Source organism: Kosakonia oryziphila, from assembly GCF_900094795.1.
GTDB classification, from domain to species: domain Bacteria; phylum Pseudomonadota; class Gammaproteobacteria; order Enterobacterales; family Enterobacteriaceae; genus Kosakonia; species Kosakonia oryziphila.
This window is the reverse complement of sequence record NZ_FMBC01000004.1, coordinates 66,007-91,352: the sequence shown is the minus strand read 5'-3', so window position 1 is coordinate 91,352 and position 25,346 is coordinate 66,007. Positions and strand designations below refer to the sequence as shown.

Here is a 25,346-nt window from a genome sequence, read left to right as displayed (position 1 = left end):
CAGCAGGTTATTACTAGACGTGTGTATGACGCATGTAATGGGGTCTGAGAGATGAAAAAATGGGCAGTAATTATTTCCGCAGTGGGTTTAGCCTTTGCGGTTTCCGGATGCAGCAGCAATTACGTAATGGCAACAAAAGACGGCAGAATGATCCTGACGGATGGTAAGCCGAAGATTGATGATAATACCGGGCTGATCAGCTATCGCGATCAGCAAGGCAACAAAATGCAGATTAACCGTGATGATGTCTCCCAGATTATCGAACGCTAAGAAATATCTTTAAAGGTCAGTGACCTGCTGACCTTTTTGTGAATTTTCCCTTTCCCTTTTGCTTCCCCTCTGCCATGTTTATAGTCCTTTGTCAGGACTACTGACGTTGTATCTTTGAGGAAGCCGGCTATGCAGTATCACCGTATCCCCCACAGTTCGCTGGAAATCAGCACCCTGGGGCTGGGCACAATGACGTTTGGTGAACAAAACAGCGAAGCCGACGCCCATGCACAGCTCGATTACGCCGTCAGCCAGGGAATCAACCTGATTGATGTCGCAGAGATGTACCCTGTTCCGCCACGCCCGGAAACGCAGGGTTTAACCGAAACCTATGTCGGCAACTGGCTGGCAAAACGCGGCAACCGCGAAAAGCTGGTTATCGCCTCCAAAGTCAGCGGCCCAAGCCGTAACAATGACAGCGGGATCCGTCCGGATCAGGCGCTCGATCGTAAAAACATCCGCAGTGCGCTGGATGAAAGTTTAAAACGTCTGCAAACCGATTATCTCGATCTTTACCAGGTTCACTGGCCGCAGCGCGCCACCAACTGCTTCGGCAAGCTGGGTTATAGCTGGGTAGAAAGCGCGCCAGTCGTGACGCTGCTGGAAACACTGGAAGCGCTGACTGAGTTTCAGCGTGCGGGCAAAATTCGTTATATCGGCGTCTCGAACGAAACCGCCTTTGGCGTGATGCGCTATCTGCATCTGGCGGAAAAGCATGAACTGCCGCGCATTGTCACCATCCAGAACCCATATAGCCTGTTAAACCGCAGCTTTGAAGTGGGCCTTGCGGAAGTGAGCCAGTATGAAGGTGTAGAACTGCTGGCCTACTCCTGCCTCGCCTTCGGCACGCTGACCGGGAAATACCTCAACGGGGTGAAACCCGCAGGCGCGCGCAACACGCTGTTCAGCCGCTTTACGCGTTACAGCGGTGAGCAGGCGCAAAAAGCGGTGGCGGCTTATGTGGATATTGCGAAGCGACACAATCTCGATCCGGCGCAGATGGCGCTGGCGTTTGTCCGTCGCCAGCCCTTCGTCGCCAGCACCCTGCTGGGCGCGACGACGATGGAACAGTTGAAAACCAATGTGGAAAGCCTGCATCTGGATCTGAGCCAGGATGTGCTGGCGGAGATTGAAGCGGCGCACCAGATATATACGTATCCGGCGCCGTAAACTTACCGGCGGCGCTGCCAGAACCACAGCGCCGCTATCGCCAGCGCAAAGATCACGCCAAAGCCGACGCCCGTTCCCACTACCGGAGCGCCGGCTTTTACCGCCAGCGAGTACAGCCCCAGCATGATCAACATTGCCATGTTTTCGCCGAGATTCTGCACGGCAATCGCATTGCCTGCACCGACCGACACTTTACCAATCGCCTGTAGCAACGCATTCAGTGGCACAACAAAAAAGCCGCCCAGCATGCCAATCAGCATCAGAACGCCATAAGCAGGTAACAAAGCATGTTGTAACGACAACAGCACCACCGCGACGCCAATCAAAGCCCCCGCAGGCATACAACGCGCAACAGTTTCCAGCGTGACCAACTTCGCCGCCAATCCGGCACCCACCACAATCCCGACCGCCACCATCGCATTCAGATAGGTTGGCGTGGCGTTGTCAGTAATACCCAGCGCCACCGGCACCCACAGTACCAACAGGAAGCGCAGCGTCACACCCGCGCCCCAGAAGAGGCTGGTGCCAACCAGAGAAAAGCGGGATTCACCGTTGCGCCACAAACTTTTGCAGGCGCTAAAGAAGCTGTGCGTCATCGGCGTAAAACGCCAGGGCTGCCCTGGCCGCGCAGCGGGCAGCTTCGGGATCAGGAAATTGGCGACGACCGCGCCCGCATAAACCAGTACACAAACACCCAGAGCAGCAAGCACATGCCAGTCGGCCAGCACTCCCCCCGCAACCGAACCGAGCAGAATGGCGGCAATGGTTGATGACTCCATCAGCCCATTGGCTTTAACCAGCTTATCCCCGGTGGTGATCTCGCCGAGGATACCGTATTTCGCCGGCGAGTAAGCCGCTGCGCCAATACCCACCAGCAGATAGCCGATAAACGGATTCACGCCAACACAAATGCTCGCTGCACCCAGCAGCTTTAAGCCGTTCGCTATCATCATTACCCGGCCTTTGGCAAAACTGTCCGCCACCTGACCGACAAAAGGGGCAAACAGGATGTAAGCACCCACAAACACCATTTGCAGGATTGGCTGGCTCCAGTCCGGGTAAAACTCAGCCTTCAGCAGCGCCAGCGTGGCAAACAGCAGCGCATTGTCGCCAAATGCCGAAAGGAACTGGGCGGCGATCACCGCCATCATTGCGCGTGACCATAGTGAGGCATTCATCTCAGCTTTAAGCATGTTGGGTTTCCGCCTCGTCAACCATCGTTTTGAGCGTGACAAAATCAGGCTTGCCGCTGCCCAGCACCGGCAGTTGCTTGCGATAACGAATGTCACGCGGTACCGCCAGCTCAGGAATGCCCTGCGCACGCGCATGCTGCAGAAGCTTGTCACGTGTCAGCGATTCATCGCTCGTAAACATCACCAGTGCTTCACCTTTGTTGGCGTCACTTTTAATCACCGTGGCATGCATTTTCTCCGGCGACACCGCCAGCGCAAGTTGTTCCACCGTCTCCAGTGAGATCATCTCGCCAGCAATTTTGGCAAAACGCTTCGCGCGCCCCTGGATCTGCACAAACCCCTGCTCATCAAAACGCACAATATCGCCGGTGTCGTACCAGCCAGCTTCGTGCTCGCCGTGAATATTCTCCGCTGACGGCGCTTCCAGCACACCGGGGTTTTCCACCCGCAGATAACCGGCCATCACGTTTGGCCCTTTCAGTTGCAGGCGTCCACCCTCTTCAATGCCCGGCACCGCCATCAGACGCGCATCCATTCCCGGCAGAATACGGCCAACCGTGCCCGGTTTCGCCGCCATCGGCACGTTAATAGAAACCACTGGCGCACATTCGGTCACGCCATAGCCTTCCAGAATGCGCAGGCCGAATTTGTCCTGCCACAACTGGCGCGTGCTCTGCTGTAACTTCTCGGCACCCGCCACGACATACCGCAGGCGGAAAAAGTCGTAAGGATTAGCGAAGCGCGCATAGTTGCTGAGAAAGGTCGAGGTACCAAACAGAACGGTACAGTTGCGGTCATAGACCAGCTCCGGCACCACGCGATAGTGCAGCGGGCTGGGATAGAGAAACACTTCTGCCCCCGTCAGCAGAGGCGTAAACAACCCTACCGTCAGACCAAACGAGTGGAACAGCGGCAGTGCCGACATAAAGCGGTCGCTGGCGGTAAAGTCAGCGATGGTTTTGATCTGCTCAACGTTTGCCAGAATGCTCTTGTGGCTATGCACCACGCCTTTCGGGTTGCCTTCAGAACCGGAGGTAAAGAGCACCAACGCCGGATCCTCCGGCTTCTGCACCACCTGCGCTTTTAACGGCGTCAGCAAATGGCGGAAAATCCACACCTTATCTTCCAGCGTGACATCGCCCTTCAGATCTTCCAGATAGACCCAGCGCACCTGGGTAAGCTGTTCCGGCAAATGCCAGAGCTTGCCTTTATCTATAAAGGTTCGCGAGGTGAAGATGGTTTTGATTTGCGCCGCCGTGATGGCACTGCCAAGTCCTTTCACCCCGGCGGTGTAGTTCATCATCGCCGGAATTCGACCACGGGCAATCGCACCGAAAATGACCGCCACGCTGATGCCTGCGTTGGGCAGCATCAGGCCAATTTTCTCCCCTTGCTCACTATATTTTTCCAGGATACGCGCAACGAATAGCGTCTTAGTGAGCAGCTTGCGGTAGCTATCGGGAGTAAAATTGATGTCTTCGACGCAGGGCTTGTTGGCACCAAAACGGTACTGCGCGGCGAGGAATGCCTCAAACAGCGTTTCGCGCGGGCGCACGGCCATACGCGCTTCCATCATGATTTGGTGCAACATCTCGCCGGCGATTTTGCGGCGATCACGGGCGCGCGGTGCCTCCGGCATCGGCAAGGATGTCGGCGGCAGAATATGCAGTGTAATGCGCGGGAACAGTCGCTGTTTAACCAGCCCTTTCAGGCGGCTGAAATAAGTCAGCTCTGCGCCATCAATACGCAGCGGTATTACCGTTGCACCCGATTTGGCGGCGACAAACCCCGCGCCGTCATAGATTTTCATCAGTGAACCTGAAAGCGAGATGCGCCCTTCCGGGAAAATAACCACCGGGCGGCCCTGCTCGATCAGACGTACCAGATGTTTAATCGACATTGGTTTGGTGGGATCGAGGGGAACAAAGTCAACGATAGAGCGGATCCAGCGCATATACCACTGGCTGCTGATCGAGGAATAAACCGCAAAAACCGGGCGTACAGGCAGAAACAGCGCCAGCAGAATGCCATCAATAAAGGAGACATGGTTAGGGGTAATTAACACACGTTCTCCGTTTAGTGCTTCAGTGCTGCCGGTCAACTGCACCCGGAACAAAACGCGAAACAGCCCGCGAAAAAAGCCCAGTAGCATCTCAACTCCTTTTGCTTGTGAAATAAGTAAGTTTGCAAATTGTGGCAGATTACACGAGAAGTGCAGGAGGAGAAATTCAGAGCAAAAAAAAACCTGCGCGTCCGCGCAGGTTGGTGCAAGAAATGAGTACGAAGAGCGTACCGAATAAACCACCAATCAATACCTCTGGGATCTTAATTTTGGCGTTGACGCGGACATACCGCCAGCGGGAAAAAGCAAGGGAATGAGCCGAAGTGAAACGAGGTATGTCGATTCACTCAGCTTGTTACAACGCGGGCAAAAAAAACCTGCGCATCTGCGCAGGTTGGTGTAATTCGAGTATGCAACCCGGGGGTTGCGCTCACCTATCAATACCTCTGGGATAACCACTCTGTCATGAGGGAGAACGCGTCACCAGCAGACAATCGAAACAGCTTTGCGCAAAGTGTAACTAAAGGTTTTTCCTGTATTAATCGGCAAAACTTTTTTGTGTAACGGCTCCACGGTTTTCCACCGCGTCAGTTCACGTTTGCGCACCGCCATCGGGTAACCACCTTGATTAGCCTTCGCTTTTCCGTAACACTACGCAGTGTGTAAACGCTTACCCCTAAGGAAGGTGCGCCATGGCGACCATAAAAGATGTAGCACGGCTGGCTGGCGTCTCCGTTGCTACGGTTTCCCGTGTGATTAACGACTCGCCAAAAGCGAGCGAATCCTCACGGCTGGCGGTGCAGAGTGCAATGGATGCGCTGAATTATCACCCGAACGCCAACGCCCGCGCGCTGGCGCAGCAATCTACGGAAACCGTCGGTCTGGTGGTGGGCGATGTTTCAGACCCCTTTTTCGGCGCGATGGTAAAAGCCGTTGAACAAGTCGCTTCCGCTACCGGTAATTTTCTGCTGATTGGCAACGGCTACCACAACGAAGAGAAAGAGCGCAAAGCCATTGAGCAGTTGATCCGCCATCGCTGCGGCGCGCTGGTGGTACACGCCAAGATCATCCCCGATGAAGCACTGGCTTCGCTGATGAAGCAAATCCCAGGCATGGTACTAATCAACCGTATTCTGCCGGGTTTTGAACAGCGCTGCGTGGCACTCGACGACCGCTACGGCGCGTGGCTGGCAACCCGCCACCTGATCCAGCAAGGTCATACGCGCATAGGTTACCTCTGCTCAAACCACGCCATTTCCGACGCGGAAGATCGTTTGCAGGGTTATTACGATGCGCTTAAAGAGAATGGCCTGCCGTGCAATGACCGGCTGGTGACGTTTGCCGAGCCAGACGAGAGCGGCGGCGAACAGGCGATGACCGAACTGTTAGGTCGCGGCAGAAACTTCACCGCCGTCGCCTGTTACAACGATTCCATGGCAGCAGGCGCAATGGGCGTACTTAATGATAATGGCATCAATGTGCCGGGCGAGATTTCGCTGATTGGCTTTGACGATGTGCTGGTGTCGCGCTATGTGCGCCCCCGGCTGACCACCGTTCGTTACCCAATTGTCACCATGGCGACACAGGCCGCCGAGCTGGCGCTGGCGCTGGCGGAAAACCGGCCGCTACCGGAGGTAACACATCTGTTTAACCCGACGCTGGTTCGCCGCCATTCAGTGATTGCCCCGCAGGAGAGTTAACGCAGGCTGCCTTGAGTCTTATTGCAGGCCGGAAGGCGCTAACGCTTATCCGGCCTGCATACTCCTCTGCATTTGGCCGAAAAACTCACAGCGCAATGCGATACAAATGCACAAGGGTATCCGGATAATCCAGCCCGTCGCCAATATACTCCCAGCCGTAGCGCTCATAAAAATCGCGGCAGGCAGAATAGAGGTGTAACTGGTTAAATCCCATTGCTTTTGCTTGCGCCATCACATGCTGCTGTAGCTGCCCGGCCAGCCCCTGTCCACGCGCACTTTCTTTTACATACAGCGCGGCCAGCCACGGAAAGAGATCCTGACGGCTGATCAAATCGCAACGCCATAGCCCCACGGTTGCCAGCAATTCATCGCCGTCAACCAGCACAAACGACAGCGGTAACGCGCCCGGCGTCTGGCTGTGATCAATAATGCTGGCGAAAAAATCGCGCGGCAGGGAATCGCCAAACTCATGCCACAGCCACTCGATAACCTGCGCCGCAAAGTATGGCACTTCGTAGAGAGGAAGAATTTTCACATTAGTTTCCCCTGGAAGATGGGAACGGACTCAAACAGATAGCCATCGAAGTCCGGCGCATCTTCATCAGATAACTCCAGCAGGCTTTTTTTGACATTTTCCAGATGCTGCCACATCGACTGCCATGCGCCCATCACATCGCGGCGACGCACCGCTGCCAGCAGTGTTTGCCGGTCGCCCAGCCATTTCAGCCGATACGGACGGCTGGCAATATGCACATTAAACTGTTGCCACAGCGGGCTGCTGTCCATCTGGTGCCAGATACTCTCCACCGTTGCCAGCAGCATCTGGTTTTGCGAAGCCCCGGCCAGCACCAGATGAAACATCTTGCTGTTGTCCTGGGTGGTGTCATTCAGGGCGATAGCGCGCTGCTCCTGTTCGAGAATGCGCCGCAGATTGTCAACATCCGCTCGCGTCGCCATCGTCGCCGCAAAGGCAGCAATATTACTCTCCAGTAGTTGGCGTGCTTGCAGGATCTCGAACGGGCCAACATCGCTGCTGAGAAAGCGCTCTTCCTCGTTTTCATGAGCCTGCGGAATACGCATTACATAGACACCCGAACCCTGGCGAATATCAACCGTGCCCTGCAATTCCAGCATCAACAGCGCTTCGCGCACAATGGTGCGGCTGACGCCATATTTTTCGGCAATATTGCGCTCCGGCGGCAGACGGGAGCCAACGGGATAATGCCCCTGGATGATTTGCTCGCGTAGATCCTCGCCAATCTCCTGGTACTGTTTTTTTTCCGGCGGAACGACGGCCTTCTCCACAATATCACCTGCACTTATCAGTTATTGCGCGCTATCTTACTTCATCATCAAGGGTAAGGGTCAACCGGCGTTCATCACTCAGCGCGCGGAACCAGCGCAGCGATTTTTTCGCCCGCCGATCGCGGTTGTGTTGCAGATCGATCTCCACCAACCCATAACGGTTTTTAAAGGCGTTCATTGGCGAAACATTGTCGGTAAACGCCCACAGCATATAACCTTGGCAGTTCGCGCCCGCTTCCCGCGCCCGCAGTGTCTGATACAGATGTGCGGCGATGAACTCAATGCGGTAATCATCCTCGATGGTTCCTTCGGCATTGCGGAACTGCCCTTCGTTCTCCACGCCCATGCCGCTTTCCGCAACAAACCACGGAATGTTGCCATACTCGTTTTTTATGCGCATCGCCATGTCATAGATGATCTCCGGCAGGATCTCCCAGCCGCGCGATTTGTTCATCTTTCGGCCTGGCAACTCAAACGGCTCATAGTAATACGCCGGATGGAACGGTGTCTCCGGGTGCCAGGCGCGCGACGGCGCTTTCACACGATGCGGATAGTAAAGATTGATACCCAGTTCATCGACGGTGTTGTCACGGATGATCGCCAGTTCCTCTGCACTGTAATCCCATTTAACATTATGTTTTTCCAGCAAATCCACCAGCTCCTGCGGATAGTGGCCTTTCACCAGCGGATCGAGGAACACGCGGTTATAGAAGAGATCGTAACGCTGTGCCGCCAGCACATCGTGCGGGGCGCTGGAACGCGGGTAAGTCACTTCCGGGTTGAGGATGCAACCGACGGTTCCGGCGTAGCCCTTCTCGCGAAACAGCTTCACCACTTTTGCCGTCGCCAGGTTTTTGTGGTGATTCCACTGCATCCAGGTGTTGGTGTTCTGCTCATACGGCCAACGCAGCGCATCAAGGTAAACACGAGTTTGCACCACAATCGGTTCATTAAAGGTAAACCAGCGCGTCACTTTATGGTGGAAGCGCTCAAACACTTTCTCAACATACAGCAGATAGAGTTCGACCACTCTCTTCGATGCCCACCCACCGTACGTTTCCAGCAGATAACCCGGCAGTTCGTAGTGCTCCAGGCAGATCATCGGCGTAATACCGTGGCGCTGCATCTCATCAAAAAGCTGGTCGTAATAGCTGGCGTAAGTCTCATCTACCACGGCCTGCTCGTAATCGGTGAGAAAGCGCGACCAGTTGATCGAGGTGCGGTAGTGGGTCAGCCCCGCCAGCTTCATCAGTTGCACATCTTCGCGAAAACGCTGGTAGAAATTTGTTGCTACCGCCGGGCCATAACCTTCATGCCAGACGTGGCGATCGTTTTTGTACCAGAGATCAAGCCACGAATCCTGACCCGCTTTTTTCCCTTCCCAGCCTTCGGTTTGCCAGGCCGATGCCGCCGCGCCCAGAATAAACGACGGCGGGATGGCAATGTTTTTTGTACTCATAGCATCCTCATGCATTGTTGGCGGCTTGCGCCTGTAATTGCGCCTGTTCTGCGCGGCGGGAGGCGATCTTCACAAACGGCAGATAGATAACGACGGCAGTAATAATGCAAATTAACTGGGTAACCACCGCGCCCATCGAACCCGCAGTGGAGAGCCAGGCATTGATCAACGGCGGCGTCGTCCAGGGCACCATCACCACCGCTTTCCCGGCAAAACCGGTTACCGTCGCAAAGTAGCCGATCGAGCCGGTCACCAGCGGGGTGATAATGAACGGGATGGCAAGGATCGGGTTCAGCATGATCGGCATACCGAAGATCACCGGCTCGTTAATATTGAAGATCCCCGGCCCTATTGATAGCTTGGCGATCTCTTTCATCTCTTTGCGTTTTGTAGCGATCATTACCGCAATCAGCAGCCCGATGGTCAGGCCGGAACCGCCGATACTCATGTACACATCCCAGAACGGCATGGTGATGATGTTCGGCACCTCTTTACCCTGTTCAAAGGCGCTCATATTGACGGTGATCGCCCCCAGCAGTAGCGGCTCGCGGATCGGTTTGATCATCTGATTACCGTGAATGCCGATCACCCAAAACAGTTGCGCGACAAACATCAGCAGCAAAATGCCGGGCAGGCTTTGTACGACGCGCTCCAGTGGTTGCTGCACCACCTGATAAACGGCGTCATACAGATACATGCCGGTCACCTGATGGAAGACGAAACCGAAAGTGGCGATCAGCGTGGTGGTAATGATCGCCGGGATCAGCGCCGAAAACGAGGCGGAAACATTCGGCGGCACGGTATCCGGCATTTTGATCTTCAGGCTCTCGCGATTTTCCAGCCAACAGTAAACTTCCACCGACAAAATGGCGATAAACATGCCGAGGAACAGGCTGCGGGTATCGGAGAACTGGCGCAGCAGCACATCTTTCACTACGTGCATCTGACCATCCACCAGCATCTCGACGGTGGTGGGCGTCACGCAGATAAAACAGATCACCGCCAGCAGACCGGGAAACAACGACTTGATGCCGTTAATGCGCCCCAGTTCAATCCCAATTAAGAACACCGCGCCAATGTTGAGAAAGTTCAGCGTGGCGTAGTTAAGGGCGCTGGTAATCGGTTTTAGCGCAGCGAGAAACGACAGCGCCTGGAAGCTGGCGAGACCATTTTTCGGATCCAGCACCATGTTGGAAATCAACACCGAGAACGCGCCGACAATAATGACCGGCATCAGCGTAATAAACGAAGATTTGATCGCCATGATATAGCGATAGCTGTTGAACTTGGTGGCGAAACTACCCAGAGAATCGATGAGTTTTTCTTGTAGGGCCATAGGGTCACACCTCAGTTAAGGGGCTTTTTATCGGTACAGGTATACAGCCGGATTCCATTTGGCATACCAAAAATAGCGATAGCGCTGGAAAAGTTCTGTGACACGGCTCGCAAGCCCTCTACTGGTATTCCAAAACGAGGCGATTACCCACATTGGCATACCACCTTAGTTTTTTCAGGGATATTTCCGTACTTAAGCCAAACCAGATCGCTGCGTCTTAACCCGCGCAATGAGTGTGTTAAACTGCCTCCCATTAATGCGGAGAGCGTGTCATGGTCACAATGCTGGATGTTTCACTACGCGCAGGCGTGTCGAAAGCGACGGTTTCCCGGGTGCTCAACAAGACGGGGCAAGTCAAAGAGAGCACCCGCGCTCAGGTTTTTAAGGCGATGGAAGAGCTGGGGTATCGCCCCAATTTTCTGGCGCAATCGCTGGCGAATCGCACCAGTAATAGCATTGGCCTGGTGGTTTCCAGCTTTGACGGTTTCTATTTTGGTTGCCTGCTACAGCAGGCTTCGCGCCGGACTGAATTTCACGGTAAGCAGTTGATTGTCACCGACGGTCACGACACGCCGGAGCGGGAAATGCTGGCGGTGCAGATGCTGGCGGACCGGCGCTGCGATGCCATTATTCTCTACACCCGTTTTATGAGTGAAAAGAGTATCCTACGTTTGATCGATGAAACGCCGATGCCGCTGATAGTGATCAACCGCGAATTATCCCAGGCCCATGACAAATGTGTCTTCTTCGAGCAGCAGGATGCCGCTTTCCAGGCGGTGGATTATCTGGCGGGCCTTGGCCATCGCGAGATCGCCTGCATCACCGTGCCGATTCATACCCCCACAGGCAAAGCGCGACTAATGGGATATCGTAAGGCGCTGGAAAAACACGGCATTAACTGGGATGAGGGAAGAGTAAAATACGGCGACGCCACCATGACGCGCGGCTATGAATTGTGCCGTGAAATGTTGCAGGAAGGAACGCATTTCAGCGCCTTGTTCGCCTGTAACGATGATATGGCGCTCGGCGCGTCGAAGGCGCTTTACCAGGCCGGGTTGCGCATTCCGCAGGATATTTCGCTGTTTGGTTTTGATGATGCGCCCAGCGCCCGCTGGCTGGAGCCAGGGCTGTCAACGGTCTATCTGCCGATCGATACCATGATCACCACCGCTATCGATCAGGCTATCAAACTGGCGAATGCCGACAAAATTGAACCGATCCCACCGTTTACCGGCACGCTGGTATTGCGCGACTCGGTGGCGGCAGGACCGTATCAGGATTAGAACTGCTCCAGCGCCAGCAGCTCGTCGATGGTCTGACGACGGCGGATCAGGCGCGCAACGCCATGATCAAAAAGCACTTCCGGCAGCAACGGGCGGCTGTTGTAGTTTGACGACATCGATGCGCCATACGCGCCGGTATCATGCAGCACCAGATAATCCCCCGCTTTTACCGCAGGCAGCGCGCGGGTTTCCACTTTCCCACCCTCTTGTTGGGTAAAGACATCGCCGGATTCACACAGCGGCCCCGCAACCACGGTGTCGATAAGTTCAGCCTGACGCAGATCGCGGCCATCAGCGGCCAGCGCAGTAATGTGGTGATAGCTGCCATACATTGCCGGGCGCATCAGATCGTTAAAACCGGCGTCGATCAGCACAAAGTGGCGGCAGCCCATATTCTTCACACTGCGTACCTGCGATACCAGCACGCCGGATTCCGCCACCAGGAAACGTCCAGGCTCAATCTCCAGTTTCACCGCATGGCCGAGATGTTTCGCGATTTGCTCGCGCGCGGCATTCCACAAGCCAAAATAGTGAGCCGTATCAACCTGATCTTCCCCTTCATGATAGGGAATGGAGAGCCCGCCACCGGCAGAGATCGCTGGCAGATCCTGGCCGAAATCCACCACCTGGCGTACCATCGCGCCGCACACCTGTTCAAGATGGCCGTAATCAACGCCGGAACCGATGTGCATGTGAATGCCCGCCAGTTTCAACTGATAGCGCTGTATCACCACCAGAGCCGCATTGAGATCGCTGTACCAGATACCGTGTTTGCTGTTTTCACCGCCGGTATTGGTTTTCTGGCTGTGGCCGTGGCCAAAGCCGGGGTTGACGCGCAGCCAGACGCGATGGCCCGGTGAAACGGCGCCGAGCTGTTCCAGCATATCGACGGAACCAGCGTTCACCGCAATGCCCAACTCGCTAACCCGCGCCAGCGTGGCGTCATCAATCACATCGGCAGTGAACACAATATCGTCCGGGTGCGTTTGCGGATCGTAACCCGCCGCTAATGCACGCTCGATCTCGCCCAACGACACCGAATCGACTTTCACACCCTGCTCACGCATCAGGCGCAGAATATGAATGTTTGAGCACGCCTTTTGCGCAAAACGCACCACATCAAACGCACTGAGTTTGGCGATTTGTGCACGAATAATTTGCGCGTCATAAACCCATACCGGGCAGCCAAATTCAGCAGGCAACCGCAGCAGGTTTTCGGCATTCAGGTCGGTATCGGTCTGGTGTAGTGAGCGTGGCATGGTGAACTCCGTCAGCAATTTTTACTGATTACGCCACAGCACGAAGAGAATAAAAAATATCGTTTTATCGCAACTCTATGCAAAAATGATATGGATAACCCACAGCAACGAGATTCCGCGATGCCAACCGTTAACCTGCGCCATATCGAAATTTTTCACGCGGTGATGACCACCGGTAATCTGACTGAAGCCGCCGCATTGCTGCATACCTCGCAGCCGACGGTCAGCCGCGAACTGGCGCGCTGTGAAAAGGTGCTGGGGCTGAAGCTGTTTGAACGTTCACGTGGGCGTTTGCATCCCACGGTGCAAGGGTTGCGGCTGTTTGAAGAGGTACAGCGCTCGTGGTACGGGCTGGACCGAATTGTCAGCGTTGCCGAAAGCCTGCGCGAGTTTCGTCAGGGAGAACTTTCCGTCGCCTGCCTGCCTGTCTTCTCACAATCTTTTTTACCGCTACTGTTACAGCCTTTTCTCGCCCGCTATCCGGATGTCAGCCTGAACATAGTGCCGCAGGAGTCGCCGCTGCTGGAGGAGTGGCTGTCGGCACAGCGTCATGATTTAGGCCTGACCGAAACACTGAGTACTCCGGCGGGCACCGAGCGTACGCCGCTGCTGACCTGTAATGAAGTGTGTGTGATGCCGCAGGATCATCCGTTGGTCAGCAAAACGGTGCTGACGCCAGCCGATTTTCAAGGGGAGAATTACATCAGCCTGTCGCGTACCGACAGTTATCGGCAACTGCTGGATGCGCTGTTTACGGAACATCAGGTGAAACGGCGAATGGTACTGGAAACCCACAGCGCCGCCTCGGTTTGCGCAATGGTGCGTGCGGGCGTTGGGCTTTCGGTGGTTAACCCACTGACGGCGCTGGATTACGCCGCCAGCGGTATCGCCGTACGCCGTTTCAGTATCGACGTGCCCTTTACCGTTAGCCTGATCCGCCCGCTGCATCGCCCGGCATCAGCGCTGGTGGATGCTTTCGCTCACCATTTACAGGCAGCCATACCGCTGATCGCCCAGCCACTGGCCGCCATGCTGGGTGAGTCTTAAGATAGCATAAAATTCACCGCATCAGCCGCGTGCAGCGAGGTGGTGTCAAACACCTTAATCGGGCTGCTCTTTTCCGGTACCAACAGACCAATCTCGGTGCAGCCGAAAATTACCCCTTCGGCACCTTCGCTCGCCATCTGTTTGATCAAATTAATAAAATAGTAACGCGACTCATCGCTGAATGTGCCAAGGCACAGCTCTTCAAAGATGATATCATTCACGCGTTCGCGATCTTCTGGGCCTGGTACGCAGGTTTCGATACCAAACTCTTTTTCCAGCCTCCCGCGATAAAAATCCTGCTCCATGGTGTAACGCGTACCCAGCAGCGCAACATTACGCATACCTGCGCTTTCAATGGCGCGCCCGGTGGCGTCGGCAATATGCAGGAACGGAATATGGCAACGCTCTTCAATTTGCCCGGCCACTTTGTGCATAGTGTTGGTACAAAGCACAATGGCCTGTGCGCCAGCCTGCTCCAGACCTGCGGCCGCCTGTGCGAGGATCTCGCCCGCTTTGTGCCACTGCGCCGTTGCCTGGCAGGCTTCGATTTCGTGAAAATCCAGGCTGTGCAGCAACAAACTGGCGGAGTGCAGACCTCCCATCCGGGCCTTCACACCCTCATTAATCAGGCGATAGTAAGGGATGGTCGATTCCCAGCTCATCCCACCCAGCAGTCCTATCGTTTTCATAGCGTTTCTCCGTCAGGTTTTGCAATCAGTCAATCAAAGTTGTGATCGACTTTCAACTTCTCTGGTCTCGCGTTTATTTTTGCGGAACGCTGAGATAAATTATTTTGAAACAACGTTTCATTAACTACTTTCTTCACTACAGGACAGCCCGATGTTTATCTTCCATAAAGACACTCAGCTTGACGATCTGGGCAACGGTGTAACGCGTCGTATCCTCGCCCATGGCGGCAAAATGATGGCGGTCGAAGTCATGTTCGAACAAGGTGCCATCGGCCCAATGCACAACCATCCTCACGAACAACTCACCTATGTTTTATCCGGTGAGTTCGAATTTACCATCGGTGATAAGAAACATATCGTCACTGCAGGCGATACTCTTTATAAGCAACCGCACATTATGCACGGCTGTGTCTGCCTGAAGGCGGGAACCCTGCTTGATACCTTCACTCCGGTGCGCGAAGATTTCTTAAAGTGATTGTAGTAAGTCCCCTAATTAACGCCCCAATTGCCAGGGGCGTTTTTTATTTCCCACAGACAGTAAAATAATTCACTCGATAATCCTTTTCATTTTGAATGGTTTCATTCCGCGATACTTAATCCGTGACAACATTACGTGTTTATTTCCCCTGAATCATACTGTAAATCCCGCGTTTTTCGGGCGGAAAATGCTGCCACATCACTTTATTGAAACATCGTTTCGACTTTGATCACATTTCGCGAATTAATCGAATGACGCAAATTTAAAACCCAATAAAATATTTTAAAACGTTGTTTTACAAATTAAGAATGCATGTTTAGATGTTATCAAAATCAATATCTTGCTAATAATTTCTGTTTGTTACATTTACATGGCACTAGCCACAGCAAATATTGTGAGCAAGCGCACATACAAATGCTGTTTTTATCCCCGCGTCTACGCGGGCGGGAGAAAGTCACTCTCCGAATCCGTATTCCACATTGTTCGCCAGGTAGGTATGTATGAATGAAAACAGACTACTGGGATTGGCCTGGATATCGCCCTACATTATTGGGTTGATAGTCTTTACCGCTTTCCCATTCATTTCATCACTCTTTCTCAGCTTTACTGAGTATGATTTGATGAGCCCGCCGGTATTTAACGGCATCGAAAACTATCGCTACATGTTTACCGAAGACACCCTCTTCTGGAAATCAATGGGCGTGACTTTTGCTTATGTTTTTTTAACCATCCCGCTGAAGCTTGCCTTTGCGCTGGGTATCGCCTTTGTGCTGAATTTTAAACTTCGCGGCATCGGCTTTTTCCGTACGGCTTACTACATTCCATCCATTCTCGGCAGCTCTGTCGCCATTGCTGTACTGTGGCGCGCACTGTTCGCCATTGATGGCCTGTTGAACAACTTTATCGGCGTGTTCGGCCTGGACCCGGTCAACTGGTTGGGTGAGCCATCGCTGGCGCTGATGTCGGTGACACTGCTGCGCGTGTGGCAGTTTGGCTCTGCAATGGTGATCTTCCTTGCCGCGCTGCAAAACGTCCCACAATCCCAGTATGAAGCGGCAATGATCGACGGTGCCAGCAAGTGGCAGATGTTTATGAAAGTAACCGTACCGCTGATTACACCGGTGATTTTCTTCAACTTTATTATGCAGACCACGCAGGCGTTTCAGGAGTTTACCGGCCCGTATGTCATCACCGGCGGCGGCCCGACCTATTACACCTATCTGTTCTCGCTCTACATCTATGATACCGCCTTTAAATATTTCGATATGGGCTACGGTGCGGCGCTGGCCTGGGTTTTGTTCCTGGTCGTGGCGGTCTTTGCCTCAATCGCTTTTAAGTCCTCGAAATATTGGGTGTTCTACTCTGCCGATAAGGGAGGCAAAAATGGCTGATATCCAACATCTCACGCCGGGCATGAAGGAAGCCGAACGTGAAGTGGCGCGCACCCTGCGCCGCGAGAAAATCAGCGCCTGGATCCGCTATACGATCCTGCTCTTTGTCGGTCTGTTAATGCTTTACCCGCTGGCGTGGATGTTCTCGGCATCGTTCAAACCGAACCACGAAATCTTCACCACGCTGGGGCTGTGGCCTACGCACGCAACATGGGACGGTTTTATCAACGGCTGGAAAACCGGGACGGAGTACACCTTTGGCCATTACATGCTGAACACCTTCAAGTATGTGATCCCGAAAGTGATCCTGACAATCATATCCTCAACAGTGGTGGCTTACGGTTTCGCCCGCTTTGAGATCCCGTGGAAGAATTTCTGGTTCGGTACGCTGATCGCCACCATGCTGCTGCCGAGCACCGTGTTGCTAATCCCGCAGTATCTGATGTTCCGTGAAATGGGCATGCTCAACAGCTATATGCCGCTCTATCTGCCGCTGGCTTTCGCCACGCAAGGTTTCTTCGTCTTTATGTTAATTCAGTTCTTACGCGGCGTACCGCGCGACATGGAAGAAGCAGCACAGATCGACGGGTGTAACTCCTGGCAGGTGCTGTGGTATGTGGTGGTGCCGATCCTGAAACCGGCCATTATCTCCGTCGCGCTGTTCCAGTTCATGTGGTCAATGAACGACTTTATCGGGCCGCTGATTTACGTCTACAGCGTGGATAAATACCCGATCGCGCTGGCGCTGAAAATGTCTATCGACGTGACAGAAGGTGCGCCGTGGAACGAAATTCTGGCAATGGCGAGTATCTCCATTCTGCCGTCCATCATTGTCTTCTTCCTGGCACAACGCTACTTCGTACAGGGCGTAACCAGCAGCGGAATTAAAGGTTAAGAGGGAAGTATCATGGCTGAAGTTATTTTCAACAAACTGGAAAAGGTCTACTCCAACGGCTTTAAAGCGGTACATGGGATCGACCTGAAAATTGCCGACGGTGAATTTATGGTGATTGTCGGCCCAAGCGGCTGCGCCAAATCCACCACCCTGCGTATGCTGGCAGGCCTTGAAACCATCAGCGGCGGCGAAGTACGCATCGGCGAGAAGGTCGTCAATAACCTCGCACCGAAGGCGCGCGGTATTGCCATGGTGTTCCAGAACTACGCGCTCTACCCGCATATGACCGTGCGGGAAAACCTCGCCTTCGGTCTGAAGCTTAGCAAGCTGCCGAAAGATGAGATCACTAAACAGGTGGATGAAGCGGCGAAAATCCTCGAACTGGAAGAGCTGATGGACCGACTGCCACGTCAGCTTTCCGGCGGTCAGGCGCAACGTGTGGCGGTCGGCCGCGCGATTGTGAAAAAACCGGATGTATTCCTGTTCGACGAACCGCTGTCGAACCTCGACGCCAAACTGCGCGCTTCCATGCGCATCCGTATCTCCGACCTGCACAAACAGCTGAAGAAATCCGGTAAACCGGCAACCACCGTGTATGTTACTCACGATCAGACCGAAGCGATGACCATGGGCGATCGCATCTGCGTGATGAAGCTCGGCCATATCATGCAGGTCGATACCCCGGACAACCTCTATCACTTCCCGAAAAACATGTTCGTGGCGGGCTTTATCGGCGCGCCGGAAATGAACATCAAACCGGCAAAAATTGTGAAAAAGGGCGAGCAACTGCATATCACCCTCGGTCATGAAACGCTGGCACTGAATGCCCGTCAACAGGAGAAAGTCGCGGGCTATGCCGACAAAGAGGTGTTCTTCGGTGTGCGTCCGGAATTTGTCTCCGTTGCCGATGAGCCGTTTGATGAAGACTGCGGCAGCGGCGATCTGGTGCGTGTCGAAAACATGGGGCACGAGTTCTTTATTTACCTGAAAGTCGCTGACTACGAATTAACGGCACGAATTCCTTCCGATGAAGCTAAGCCAATGATTGCAAAGGGCCTTCATCGTAAGGTGTATTTTAAGTTTGATATGAATAAGTGTCATATTTTTGACGCAAAAACAGAACAGAACATTTCCCTATAAAAAACGAAATACTTCGGGATGTGTCGAGGCGGCAAGTCAGTGCATCCCCGGAAGCTTTTAAATAAGAGCCTATCCCAGTAGGCGTATATTGTTGCAGCCAGTTTGGGCACGGACAGCGCGCAACAACCGGAGCGTACACTCAGTACGTGAGGATTGTGAGCACTGCCCAGGACCAAAATGGCAAATAAAATAGCCTAATGGGATAGGCTCTAAGTGACCGGGGTGCGCAGGCGCAGTCAACAAAGCGGCAACCTGAAGAATGAAGTTAAAACAAACTCTGGAGCATAAAAATGAAAAAAGTGCTTATAGGCGCCGTTATCTCCGCAACGCTGGGCATGTGCGCTGTACCCGCAACTGCTGCTGATAATATTGACCTGCGTATGTCCTGGTGGGGGGGCAATGGTCGTCATCAGGTAACATTAAAAGCGCTGGAAGAGTTTCACAAACAGCATCCGAACATTAACGTTAAATCCGAATATACCGGCTGGGACGGCCACCTCTCCCGTCTGACCACGCAAATCGCTGGCGGCACCGAACCGGACGTGATGCAAACCAACTGGAACTGGTTGCCAATTTTCTCGAAAAACGGCGAAGGCTTTTACGACCTGAATCAGCTCAAAGGCATTATTGATTTGAGCCAGTTCGACGCCAAAGAGCTACAATCCACCACCATTGACGGCAAGCTGAACGGCATTCCGATCTCTGTTACCGCACGCGTTTTCTACTTTAACGATGAGCAGTGGAAAAAAGCGGGTGTCACCTTCCCGAAAACCTGGGATGAGCTGTTAGCCGCAGGCAAAACTTTCGAAAGCAAGCTTGGCAAACAGTATTACCCGGTGGTGCTGGAGCACCAGGATACACTGGCGTTGCTGAACTCTTACATGGTGCAGAAGTACAACATTCCTGCCGTTGACGAAAAAGCGAAGAAATTCAGCTACAGCAGCGAGCAGTGGGTCGAATTCTTCCAGATGTATAAAAAACTGGTCGATAGCCATGTCATGCCGGACACCAAATATTACGCGTCGTTCGGTAAGAGCAACATGTATGAGATGAAGCCGTGGATCGAAGGTGAATGGGGCGGTACTTATATGTGGAACTCCACCATCACCAAATACTCCGACAACCTGAAGCCGCCAGCCAAACTGGTACTGGGTGATTACCCGATGCTGCCGGGTGCAACAGACGCGGGCCTGTTCTTCAAACCGGCGCAGATGCTGTCGATTGGTAAATCCACCAAACATCCGAAAGAAGCAGCAGAGGTGGTCAACTTCCTGCTCAACAGCAAAGAGGGTGTGGAAACGCTGGGTCTGGAGCGTGGCGTGCCACTGAGCAAAGCCGCAGTACAAACGCTAACCGCCAACGGTGCGATCAAAGAAAATGATCCATCGGTAGCGGGTCTGCGCCTGGCACAGTCTCTGCCGACCAAACTCTCTGTTTCGCCGTACTTTGACGATCCGCAAATTGTTGCCCAGTTCGGCACAGCGATTCAGTACATTGATTATGGTCAGAAATCCGTGGAAGAAACAGCCGCTGACTTCCAGCGCCAGGCTGAACGTATTCTGAAACGCGCGATGCGCTAACGTTTTCCGTCACAACATATCCTGCCCGCCTGCGGCAGGGTATTTTTTATCCAAGGAGCAGCAGATGGCAAAGGGGAAAATTGTTCCACTCACCTTCCGTCGCCACCACGATGAAAAAACGGGGCACGAGGTTATCCGCCTGACGCCGCCGCATATTATTTGTCACCGCAATTACTTCTACCAAAAATGCTTTACCCGCGACGGCGGGAAACTCCTCTTCGGCGGTGCGTTTGAAGGTCACTGGAACTACTATTTACTGGATCTCGCCCGTCACGAAGCGACACAGTTAACCGAAGGCGCCGGGGATAATACTTTCGGCGGCTTTTTATCGGCGGACGATCATTCGCTGTGGTATGTGAAAAACAGCCGCGAATTGCGGCGCGTTGATCTGCTCACGCTGGAAGAGCACATCGTTTATCAGGTGGATGACGACTGGGTCGCTTACGGCACCTGGGTGGCGAATTCCGCGTGCACAAAACTGGTTGGTATCGAAATCAAGAAAAGCGACTGGCAACCGCTGACCGACTGGCAAAAATTCCGCGACTTCTACTTTACGCAGCCGGAATGCCGGTTGATCCGCATTGATTTACACAGCGGCAAACGCGACACGTTGTTGCAGGAAAACCGTTGGCTGGGGCACCCAATTTACCGTCCGTTTGATGACTCAACTGTGGCCTTTTGCCATGAAGGGCCGCGCGATGTGATTGATGCACGCATGTGGTTGATTAATGAAGATGGCAGCAACCTGCGCAAAGTGCGCCAGCACCAGCCGGGAGAAAACTTTACCCATGAATTCTGGGTACCGGACGGCTCCGCGCTCTATTATGTAGCGCATCAGGAAAATGATCCGCACCGTTATCTCTACAGCGCCGATCCGCGCACGCTGGAAAATCGCCAGTTAATGGCAATCCCACCCTGCTCGCATTTGATGAGTAATGAAGACGGCAGCCTGGTGGTCGGCGATGGCGCGCCACACCATACCGGCAATATTCATCTTAATGATCCGTTTATCTGGGTTTTCAATATCAACAACGGCGAGCAGACAGCGATTTGCCAGCATAACAGTAGCTGGAAATTACTGGACGGCAACCGTCAGGTGACGCATCCGCATCCATCGTTTACGCCGGATAATCAGTGGGTGCTGTACACCTCGGACGCCGAAGGAATGCCCGCGCTCTATCTGGCGCGAGTGTAGCCATTATTGCCCGGTGGCGCTGCGCTTACCGGGCAATTTCACACCGCTAAACCCCGATATCCCGCAGTTTCTCGCCGGACATCAGACGACGCTCGATATGCTCTAGTGTGACGTTTTTGGTTTCCGGCACCAGCCAGAATGTGACGCCAACAAACACCAGGTTCAGCGCGGTATAGAGCCAGAACGTCCCTGCTGCGCCAATCGCATCCAGCAACGTCAGGAAGGTCGCGCCAATAATCATGTTCGACACCCAGTTAGTGGTGGTTGAACAGGTTATCCCGAAATCGCGGCATTTCAGCGGCTGGATCTCCGAACACAAGATCCACACGACCGGCGCGGCGCTCATCGCATACCCGGCAATGCACATCATGGTCATACCGACCGACAGCCAGGACAAGCCGCTGGACGCCGTGCCGTTATCAAACTGCATCAGGCAGTATCCAAGGATCAAGGTGCCAATTGCCATTACGCTGAAACCAATTTTCAACGCCGGTTTGCGTCCCGCTTTATCTACGGTAAACACAGCGATAAAGGTGGCGAACATAAAGGTCAACCCGACCACCAGCGTGGCGATCATCTGCTCCTCTGTGGTAGTGAAACCGGCCATTTTAAAGATGCGCGGCGCGTAATACATGATGATGTTCATACCGGTAAACTGCTGCATCGCCTGCAACAACATGCCGAGGAAAACGGCGCGTCGCACATTGCGGTTGGCTTTGAAGAGTTGGAAACCGCCTTGTTTCAATTTCAGGCTTTCGCGGATCTCGTTCATCTCCTCGCGGGCTTTTTCCGAGGTATCACGCAGCATCCGCAGCACCTCTTCCGCTTCGATATGACGCCCTTTTTGCGCCAGCCAGCGTGGGCTGTTGGGGAGGAAAATCACCAAAATAATCAAAAGCACCGCTGGTAACGCCAGCACACCGAGCATCGCCCGCCAGTTGCCGCTGTAGCTGAAAGCAGTATCGGAGAGGAACGCCAGCACAATCCCCAGCGTTACCATCAACTGGTACATGCTGATCATCTTGCCGCGCACGTTCTCGCTTGCCATCTCCGAGAGATAGAGCGGTGCAGTGTAAGAGGCAATCCCCACCGCAACGCCCAACAGCACGCGAGAAAGGAGCAGCACTTCTACACTACTGGCAAATGCAGAACCGAGTGAACCGGCAACAAACAGCACTGCACCAGCCATCAGACTGTATTTACGCCCCAGGCGGAACGAGAGCCAACCGTTAAACAACGCGCCCAGCGCCGCGCCGAGCATCATGCTACTCACCACCCACTCTTGCAGGCGGCTGCTCAACGCAAAGTGATCGGTAATAAACGGCAGCGCACCAGCGATCACTCCGATATCAAGGCCAAACAACAGCCCGGCGACCGCTGCCGAAACAGAAACAAACAGGTTCATCCGCCGGGTATCACGCAACGCGCGCGGAAGTGTTACAGAGTCATTACTGATAGAAGTCATTTTTTCCCTGCCTGCACAAAGTAAGGTGTTCTATGAAAGTAAGCCAGCAATCGCAGAAAGCGTCAGTGAGGAATTCGCGAAGATATGGATAAATTCGCTATTGCATGATGTTTTGTGATGGAGTTTACAATTTTGAAAATATAGTTTAAGCACTAAACTAATTTTAACTATATAATTTTTTTAAACTTTATAAATGAGAGTGTGATTTCAGTAGAAATAGATATGGATTTTTCAATTAAACACATATGGACAAACATTATGCGGATATAAAAAAACCTGCCCGCAGGCAGGTTTTATCAGGCACCTTCAGGTGAATTAACGTGCCAGCCAACCGCCATCAACGGCCACGGTATAACCGTTGATGTAGTCAGATGCTTTCGATGCCAGGAACACCACCGGCCCTTTCAGATCGCTCGGCGAACCCCAACGCGCAGCCGGGATACGCTCAAGGATCTCGGCGCTGCGCTGCTCGTCGTCGCGCAGTTGCTGCGTGTTATTGGTCGCCATGTAGCCGGGTGCAATCGCGTTAACGTTGATATTGTGTTTCGCCCACTCGTTAGCCAGCAGACGAGTTATACCCATCACGCCGCTTTTTGAGGCGGTGTAAGATGGAACGCGAATGCCGCCCTGGAAGGAGAGCATGGAAGCAATGTTGATGATCTTGCCGCCGTTGCCTTGTGCGATGAAGTGTTTTGCCGCAGCCTGGGACATAAAGAATACACTCTTAATGTTCAGGTTCATGACGTCGTCCCAGTCTTTCTCGCTGAAGTTGATCGCGTCTTCGCGGCGAATCAAACCGGCGTTATTAACCAGAATGTCGATTTTGCCAAACTCGGCAACCGCACGCTCCAGCAGAGCCGGAATGCCGTCGATCTGACGCAGATCAGCGGTCAGGCTGAGAAAACGACGGCCCAGTGCGGTCACGCGCTCGATGGTTTCTGTTGGTTCAACAATATTGATACCGACGATGTCGCAACCCGCTTCTGCCAGGCCCAGCGCCATCCCCTGACCCAGGCCGGTATCACAACCGCTCACCACCGCAACCTTACCTTGAAGAGAAAATGCATCCAGAATCATGTTAGTTCCTTAATCTATCAGCGCCTGCACGAGACAGGCATGGTTTTATGCTGCCCGCAATTAGCGCAGATCTTTCACAGCGACGTGATCCATGTCATCAAAGACCTGGTTCTCACCCACCATTCCCCAAATGAAGGTGTACGCACGCGTACCGACACCCGAGTGAATGGACCAGCCTGGAGAAATAACCGCCTGCTCGTTATGCATCACAATGTGACGCGTTTCCTGTGGCTGCCCCATCATGTGGAAGACACAGGCATCTTTTTCCATGTTGAAGTAGAAATAGACTTCCATGCGGCGTTCATGGGTATGGCACGGCATGGTATTCCACAAGTTGCCCGGCGCCAGCTCGGTCAACCCCATGCTTAACTGGCAGGTTTCCAGCACATCCGGCACGAAATATTTATTGATAGTGCGACGGTTACTGGTGAGCGGATCGCCAAGGGTGACCGGCGCGACATCCTCAGGAGTCACTTTTTTCGTTGGGAAGGTCATATGCGCCGGCGCGCAGTTGTAGTAAAACTTGGCCGGTTTTGCGTGATCGACGCTGGCGAAAACCACTTCTTTCGCGCCCTTGCCAACGTATAGTGCATCGCGATGACCAATTTCATAACACTGGCCGTCAACGGTAATGGTACCTGGGCCGCCAATATTAATAACCCCTAGCTCGCGGCGCTCAAGGAAATAGGCCACGCCGAGTTGCTTGCCCACTTCGCCGCCGACAGAGACGCTTTTCTGTACCGGCTTAATGCCGCCAACAATAATGCGGTCGATATGGCTATAGACCATGGTGTATTCGTCATCAACGAACACTTTTTCAACTAAAAACTCATCGCGCAGGCCTTGGGTGTCCAGCGTTTTGGCGTGCGCACTGTGGATACTTTGTCTAACCTCCACAATAACCTCCGACATAAATTTTGACCGAAACAGCGCTAAATGGAACCAGGAACATTGTTCCATTTCTTCTTTGAATACATCTTATCCCTGCTAAAACGCGTTTTCAATTGCAAATAAAACAACGTTTCAATTTTTCTGCTAGTTATTATGAAATCTGTAAGTGCGATCACGATTGTTTGGCATTGACAGCGTCAATAGATGGCTTTCTTTATGCATTTATCTGAAAATTAATGATATAAAACAACAAGTTAATCTGAACTTTGAATTCCAGCAGCCGATCGGCACATTTTCTGTTTAAAATTAAAGTTCGCCTTCTCCTGGCTTTTTCTTCTCTCCCTGTCCGGCGCAATATCTGGAATTTTCTTATAAAGTGCGTTAGCAATCACAAATATTGAAACGATGTTTTGATAATTTGACGCTATATTTTTAAACTTATGAGAATCAGTGGTCATCAT

Annotated in this window: 23 protein-coding genes; 11 read left to right on the top strand and 12 right to left on the bottom strand. The window is 53.2% G+C overall.

The features are described from left to right. The first annotated feature begins 51 nt into the window (after positions 1-51). Together GA0061070_RS03305 and GA0061070_RS03300 are read left to right on the top strand one after the other, a co-directional pair. Positions 52-270, top strand: coding sequence for a YgdI/YgdR family lipoprotein (locus GA0061070_RS03305; RefSeq protein ID WP_090133614.1), 219 nt, complete (start codon positions 52-54; stop codon positions 268-270). Positions 271-399: 129 nt separating this feature from the next. Continuing rightward, positions 400-1,440: an NADP(H)-dependent aldo-keto reductase gene (locus tag GA0061070_RS03300; protein WP_090133612.1), complete on the top strand. Its 1,041-nt coding sequence runs from the start codon at positions 400-402 to the stop codon at positions 1,438-1,440. A 2-nt stretch (positions 1,441-1,442) separates the two neighbouring features. Here GA0061070_RS03300 and lplT read toward each other — a convergent pair whose 3' ends face one another. Both lplT and aas read right to left on the bottom strand, forming a co-directional pair. Next, entirely contained in the window at positions 1,443-2,633 is a 1,191-nt protein-coding gene (gene lplT, locus GA0061070_RS03295; RefSeq protein WP_090133609.1) for a lysophospholipid transporter LplT, read from the bottom strand. Then, entirely contained in the window at positions 2,626-4,785 is a 2,160-nt protein-coding gene (aas, locus tag GA0061070_RS03290) for a bifunctional acyl-ACP--phospholipid O-acyltransferase/long-chain-fatty-acid--ACP ligase (RefSeq protein ID WP_090133607.1), read from the bottom strand. The genes lplT and aas overlap by 8 nt, the downstream gene beginning before the upstream one ends. 602 nt (positions 4,786-5,387) lie before the next feature. Between aas and galR the strand changes: the two genes are divergently transcribed. Then, entirely contained in the window at positions 5,388-6,395 is a 1,008-nt protein-coding gene (gene galR, locus GA0061070_RS03285; protein WP_090133606.1) for an HTH-type transcriptional regulator GalR, read from the top strand. Between the two features lie 85 nt (positions 6,396-6,480). Here the strand turns inward: galR and GA0061070_RS03280 are convergent, their stop codons facing one another. Genes GA0061070_RS03280 through GA0061070_RS03265 form a run of 4 tightly spaced genes read right to left on the bottom strand, consistent with a single transcriptional unit; the run spans position 6,481 to position 10,495 of the window. Continuing rightward, positions 6,481-6,930 (bottom strand): GNAT family N-acetyltransferase, encoded by a 450-nt coding sequence (locus tag GA0061070_RS03280; protein WP_090133604.1) that lies wholly within the window; start codon positions 6,928-6,930, stop codon positions 6,481-6,483. Then, positions 6,927-7,700: a GntR family transcriptional regulator gene (locus GA0061070_RS03275; protein WP_090133603.1), complete on the bottom strand. Its 774-nt coding sequence runs from the start codon at positions 7,698-7,700 to the stop codon at positions 6,927-6,929. Before GA0061070_RS03275 ends, GA0061070_RS03280 begins: the two co-directional genes overlap by 4 nt. Positions 7,701-7,731: 31 nt before the next feature. Next, positions 7,732-9,159, bottom strand: coding sequence for a glycoside hydrolase family 1 protein (locus GA0061070_RS03270; RefSeq protein ID WP_090133692.1), 1,428 nt, complete (start codon positions 9,157-9,159; stop codon positions 7,732-7,734). Positions 9,160-9,166: 7 nt separating this feature from the next. Next, positions 9,167-10,495, bottom strand: coding sequence for a PTS sugar transporter subunit IIC (locus GA0061070_RS03265; protein WP_090133602.1), 1,329 nt, complete (start codon positions 10,493-10,495; stop codon positions 9,167-9,169). A gap of 272 nt (positions 10,496-10,767) precedes the next feature. Here GA0061070_RS03265 and GA0061070_RS03260 point away from each other — a divergent pair, with 272 nt between their 5' ends. Continuing rightward, the gene (locus GA0061070_RS03260; protein ID WP_090133600.1) at positions 10,768-11,778 is read left to right on the top strand and encodes a LacI family DNA-binding transcriptional regulator; all 1,011 of its coding nucleotides are present in this window, start codon (positions 10,768-10,770) and stop codon (positions 11,776-11,778) included. Here the strand turns inward: GA0061070_RS03260 and lysA are convergent. Continuing rightward, a complete protein-coding gene (gene lysA, locus GA0061070_RS03255; protein WP_090133598.1) occupies positions 11,775-13,037 on the bottom strand; it encodes a diaminopimelate decarboxylase in 1,263 nt (420 codons plus the stop codon). The genes GA0061070_RS03260 and lysA overlap by 4 nt on opposite strands. A 120-nt stretch (positions 13,038-13,157) precedes the next feature. Between lysA and GA0061070_RS03250 the strand changes: the two genes are divergently transcribed. Then, positions 13,158-14,084 (top strand): LysR family transcriptional regulator, encoded by a 927-nt coding sequence (locus GA0061070_RS03250; protein ID WP_090133690.1) that lies wholly within the window; start codon positions 13,158-13,160, stop codon positions 14,082-14,084. On the opposite strand, the gene GA0061070_RS03245 is transcribed toward GA0061070_RS03250, so the two are convergent. Next, positions 14,081-14,773, bottom strand: coding sequence for an aspartate/glutamate racemase (locus GA0061070_RS03245; protein WP_090133597.1), 693 nt, complete (start codon positions 14,771-14,773; stop codon positions 14,081-14,083). The genes GA0061070_RS03250 and GA0061070_RS03245 overlap by 4 nt on opposite strands. A 151-nt stretch (positions 14,774-14,924) precedes the next feature. On the opposite strand from GA0061070_RS03245, the gene GA0061070_RS03240 reads away from it, so the two are divergent. From GA0061070_RS03240 to GA0061070_RS03215, 6 genes are all read left to right on the top strand, one after another. After that, entirely contained in the window at positions 14,925-15,248 is a 324-nt protein-coding gene (locus GA0061070_RS03240) for a cupin domain-containing protein (RefSeq protein ID WP_090133595.1), read from the top strand. Positions 15,249-15,751: 503 nt separating this feature from the next. Then, the gene (locus GA0061070_RS03235) at positions 15,752-16,642 is read left to right on the top strand and encodes a carbohydrate ABC transporter permease (RefSeq protein WP_090133594.1); all 891 of its coding nucleotides are present in this window, start codon (positions 15,752-15,754) and stop codon (positions 16,640-16,642) included. Beyond that, positions 16,635-17,537 (top strand): carbohydrate ABC transporter permease, encoded by a 903-nt coding sequence (locus GA0061070_RS03230; RefSeq protein WP_007370335.1) that lies wholly within the window; start codon positions 16,635-16,637, stop codon positions 17,535-17,537. Before GA0061070_RS03235 ends, GA0061070_RS03230 begins: the two co-directional genes overlap by 8 nt. Before the next feature lie 12 nt (positions 17,538-17,549). Beyond that, positions 17,550-18,677: an ABC transporter ATP-binding protein gene (locus tag GA0061070_RS03225; RefSeq protein WP_090133592.1), complete on the top strand. Its 1,128-nt coding sequence runs from the start codon at positions 17,550-17,552 to the stop codon at positions 18,675-18,677. Between the two features lie 290 nt (positions 18,678-18,967). Further along, on the top strand, positions 18,968-20,257 hold the full coding sequence (locus GA0061070_RS03220) for an ABC transporter substrate-binding protein (RefSeq protein WP_090133590.1): 1,290 nt from the start codon (positions 18,968-18,970) through the stop codon (positions 20,255-20,257). Positions 20,258-20,321: 64 nt separating this feature from the next. Further along, entirely contained in the window at positions 20,322-21,452 is a 1,131-nt protein-coding gene (locus GA0061070_RS03215) for an oligogalacturonate lyase family protein (protein ID WP_090133588.1), read from the top strand. A gap of 46 nt (positions 21,453-21,498) precedes the next feature. Here GA0061070_RS03215 and araE read toward each other — a convergent pair whose 3' ends face one another. The 4 genes from araE to GA0061070_RS03195 form a co-directional block, all read right to left on the bottom strand. Next, positions 21,499-22,917: an arabinose-proton symporter AraE gene (araE, locus tag GA0061070_RS03210; protein ID WP_090133586.1), complete on the bottom strand. Its 1,419-nt coding sequence runs from the start codon at positions 22,915-22,917 to the stop codon at positions 21,499-21,501. 315 nt (positions 22,918-23,232) lie between these two features. After that, positions 23,233-23,994 (bottom strand): 2-dehydro-3-deoxy-D-gluconate 5-dehydrogenase KduD, encoded by a 762-nt coding sequence (gene kduD, locus GA0061070_RS03205; protein ID WP_090133584.1) that lies wholly within the window; start codon positions 23,992-23,994, stop codon positions 23,233-23,235. Positions 23,995-24,054: 60 nt separating this feature from the next. Beyond that, complete coding sequence (kduI, locus tag GA0061070_RS03200) at positions 24,055-24,891, bottom strand: 5-dehydro-4-deoxy-D-glucuronate isomerase (RefSeq protein WP_090133688.1); 837 nt, start codon at positions 24,889-24,891, stop codon at positions 24,055-24,057. A gap of 248 nt (positions 24,892-25,139) precedes the next feature. Then, positions 25,140-25,346, bottom strand: coding sequence for a hypothetical protein (locus GA0061070_RS03195; protein WP_090133582.1), 207 nt, complete (start codon positions 25,344-25,346; stop codon positions 25,140-25,142).

Bases quoted from the DNA above. Each gene is read 5' to 3' on its own strand.
- GA0061070_RS03305 (WP_090133614.1), top strand. From the start codon at position 52: ATGAAAAAATGGGCAGTAATTATTTCCGCAGTGGGTTTAGCCTTTGCG.
- GA0061070_RS03300 (WP_090133612.1), top strand. From the start codon at position 400: ATGCAGTATCACCGTATCCCCCACAGTTCGCTGGAAATCAGCACCCTG.
- GA0061070_RS03215 (WP_090133588.1), top strand. From the start codon at position 20,322: ATGGCAAAGGGGAAAATTGTTCCACTCACCTTCCGTCGCCACCACGAT.
- araE (WP_090133586.1), bottom strand. From the start codon at position 22,917: ATGACTTCTATCAGTAATGACTCTGTAACACTTCCGCGCGCGTTGCGT.
- lysA (WP_090133598.1), bottom strand. From the start codon at position 13,037: ATGCCACGCTCACTACACCAGACCGATACCGACCTGAATGCCGAAAAC.
- GA0061070_RS03220 (WP_090133590.1), top strand. From the start codon at position 18,968: ATGAAAAAAGTGCTTATAGGCGCCGTTATCTCCGCAACGCTGGGCATG.
- GA0061070_RS03245 (WP_090133597.1), bottom strand. From the start codon at position 14,773: ATGAAAACGATAGGACTGCTGGGTGGGATGAGCTGGGAATCGACCATC.
- kduD (WP_090133584.1), bottom strand. From the start codon at position 23,994: ATGATTCTGGATGCATTTTCTCTTCAAGGTAAGGTTGCGGTGGTGAGC.
- GA0061070_RS03260 (WP_090133600.1), top strand. From the start codon at position 10,768: ATGGTCACAATGCTGGATGTTTCACTACGCGCAGGCGTGTCGAAAGCG.
- galR (WP_090133606.1), top strand. From the start codon at position 5,388: ATGGCGACCATAAAAGATGTAGCACGGCTGGCTGGCGTCTCCGTTGCT.
- GA0061070_RS03270 (WP_090133692.1), bottom strand. From the start codon at position 9,159: ATGAGTACAAAAAACATTGCCATCCCGCCGTCGTTTATTCTGGGCGCG.
- GA0061070_RS03240 (WP_090133595.1), top strand. From the start codon at position 14,925: ATGTTTATCTTCCATAAAGACACTCAGCTTGACGATCTGGGCAACGGT.
- GA0061070_RS03230 (WP_007370335.1), top strand. From the start codon at position 16,635: ATGGCTGATATCCAACATCTCACGCCGGGCATGAAGGAAGCCGAACGT.
- lplT (WP_090133609.1), bottom strand. From the start codon at position 2,633: ATGCTTAAAGCTGAGATGAATGCCTCACTATGGTCACGCGCAATGATG.
- GA0061070_RS03265 (WP_090133602.1), bottom strand. From the start codon at position 10,495: ATGGCCCTACAAGAAAAACTCATCGATTCTCTGGGTAGTTTCGCCACC.
- GA0061070_RS03250 (WP_090133690.1), top strand. From the start codon at position 13,158: ATGCCAACCGTTAACCTGCGCCATATCGAAATTTTTCACGCGGTGATG.
- GA0061070_RS03225 (WP_090133592.1), top strand. From the start codon at position 17,550: ATGGCTGAAGTTATTTTCAACAAACTGGAAAAGGTCTACTCCAACGGC.
- GA0061070_RS03195 (WP_090133582.1), bottom strand. From the start codon at position 25,346: ATGATGACCACTGATTCTCATAAGTTTAAAAATATAGCGTCAAATTAT.
- GA0061070_RS03235 (WP_090133594.1), top strand. From the start codon at position 15,752: ATGAATGAAAACAGACTACTGGGATTGGCCTGGATATCGCCCTACATT.
- aas (WP_090133607.1), bottom strand. From the start codon at position 4,785: ATGCTACTGGGCTTTTTTCGCGGGCTGTTTCGCGTTTTGTTCCGGGTG.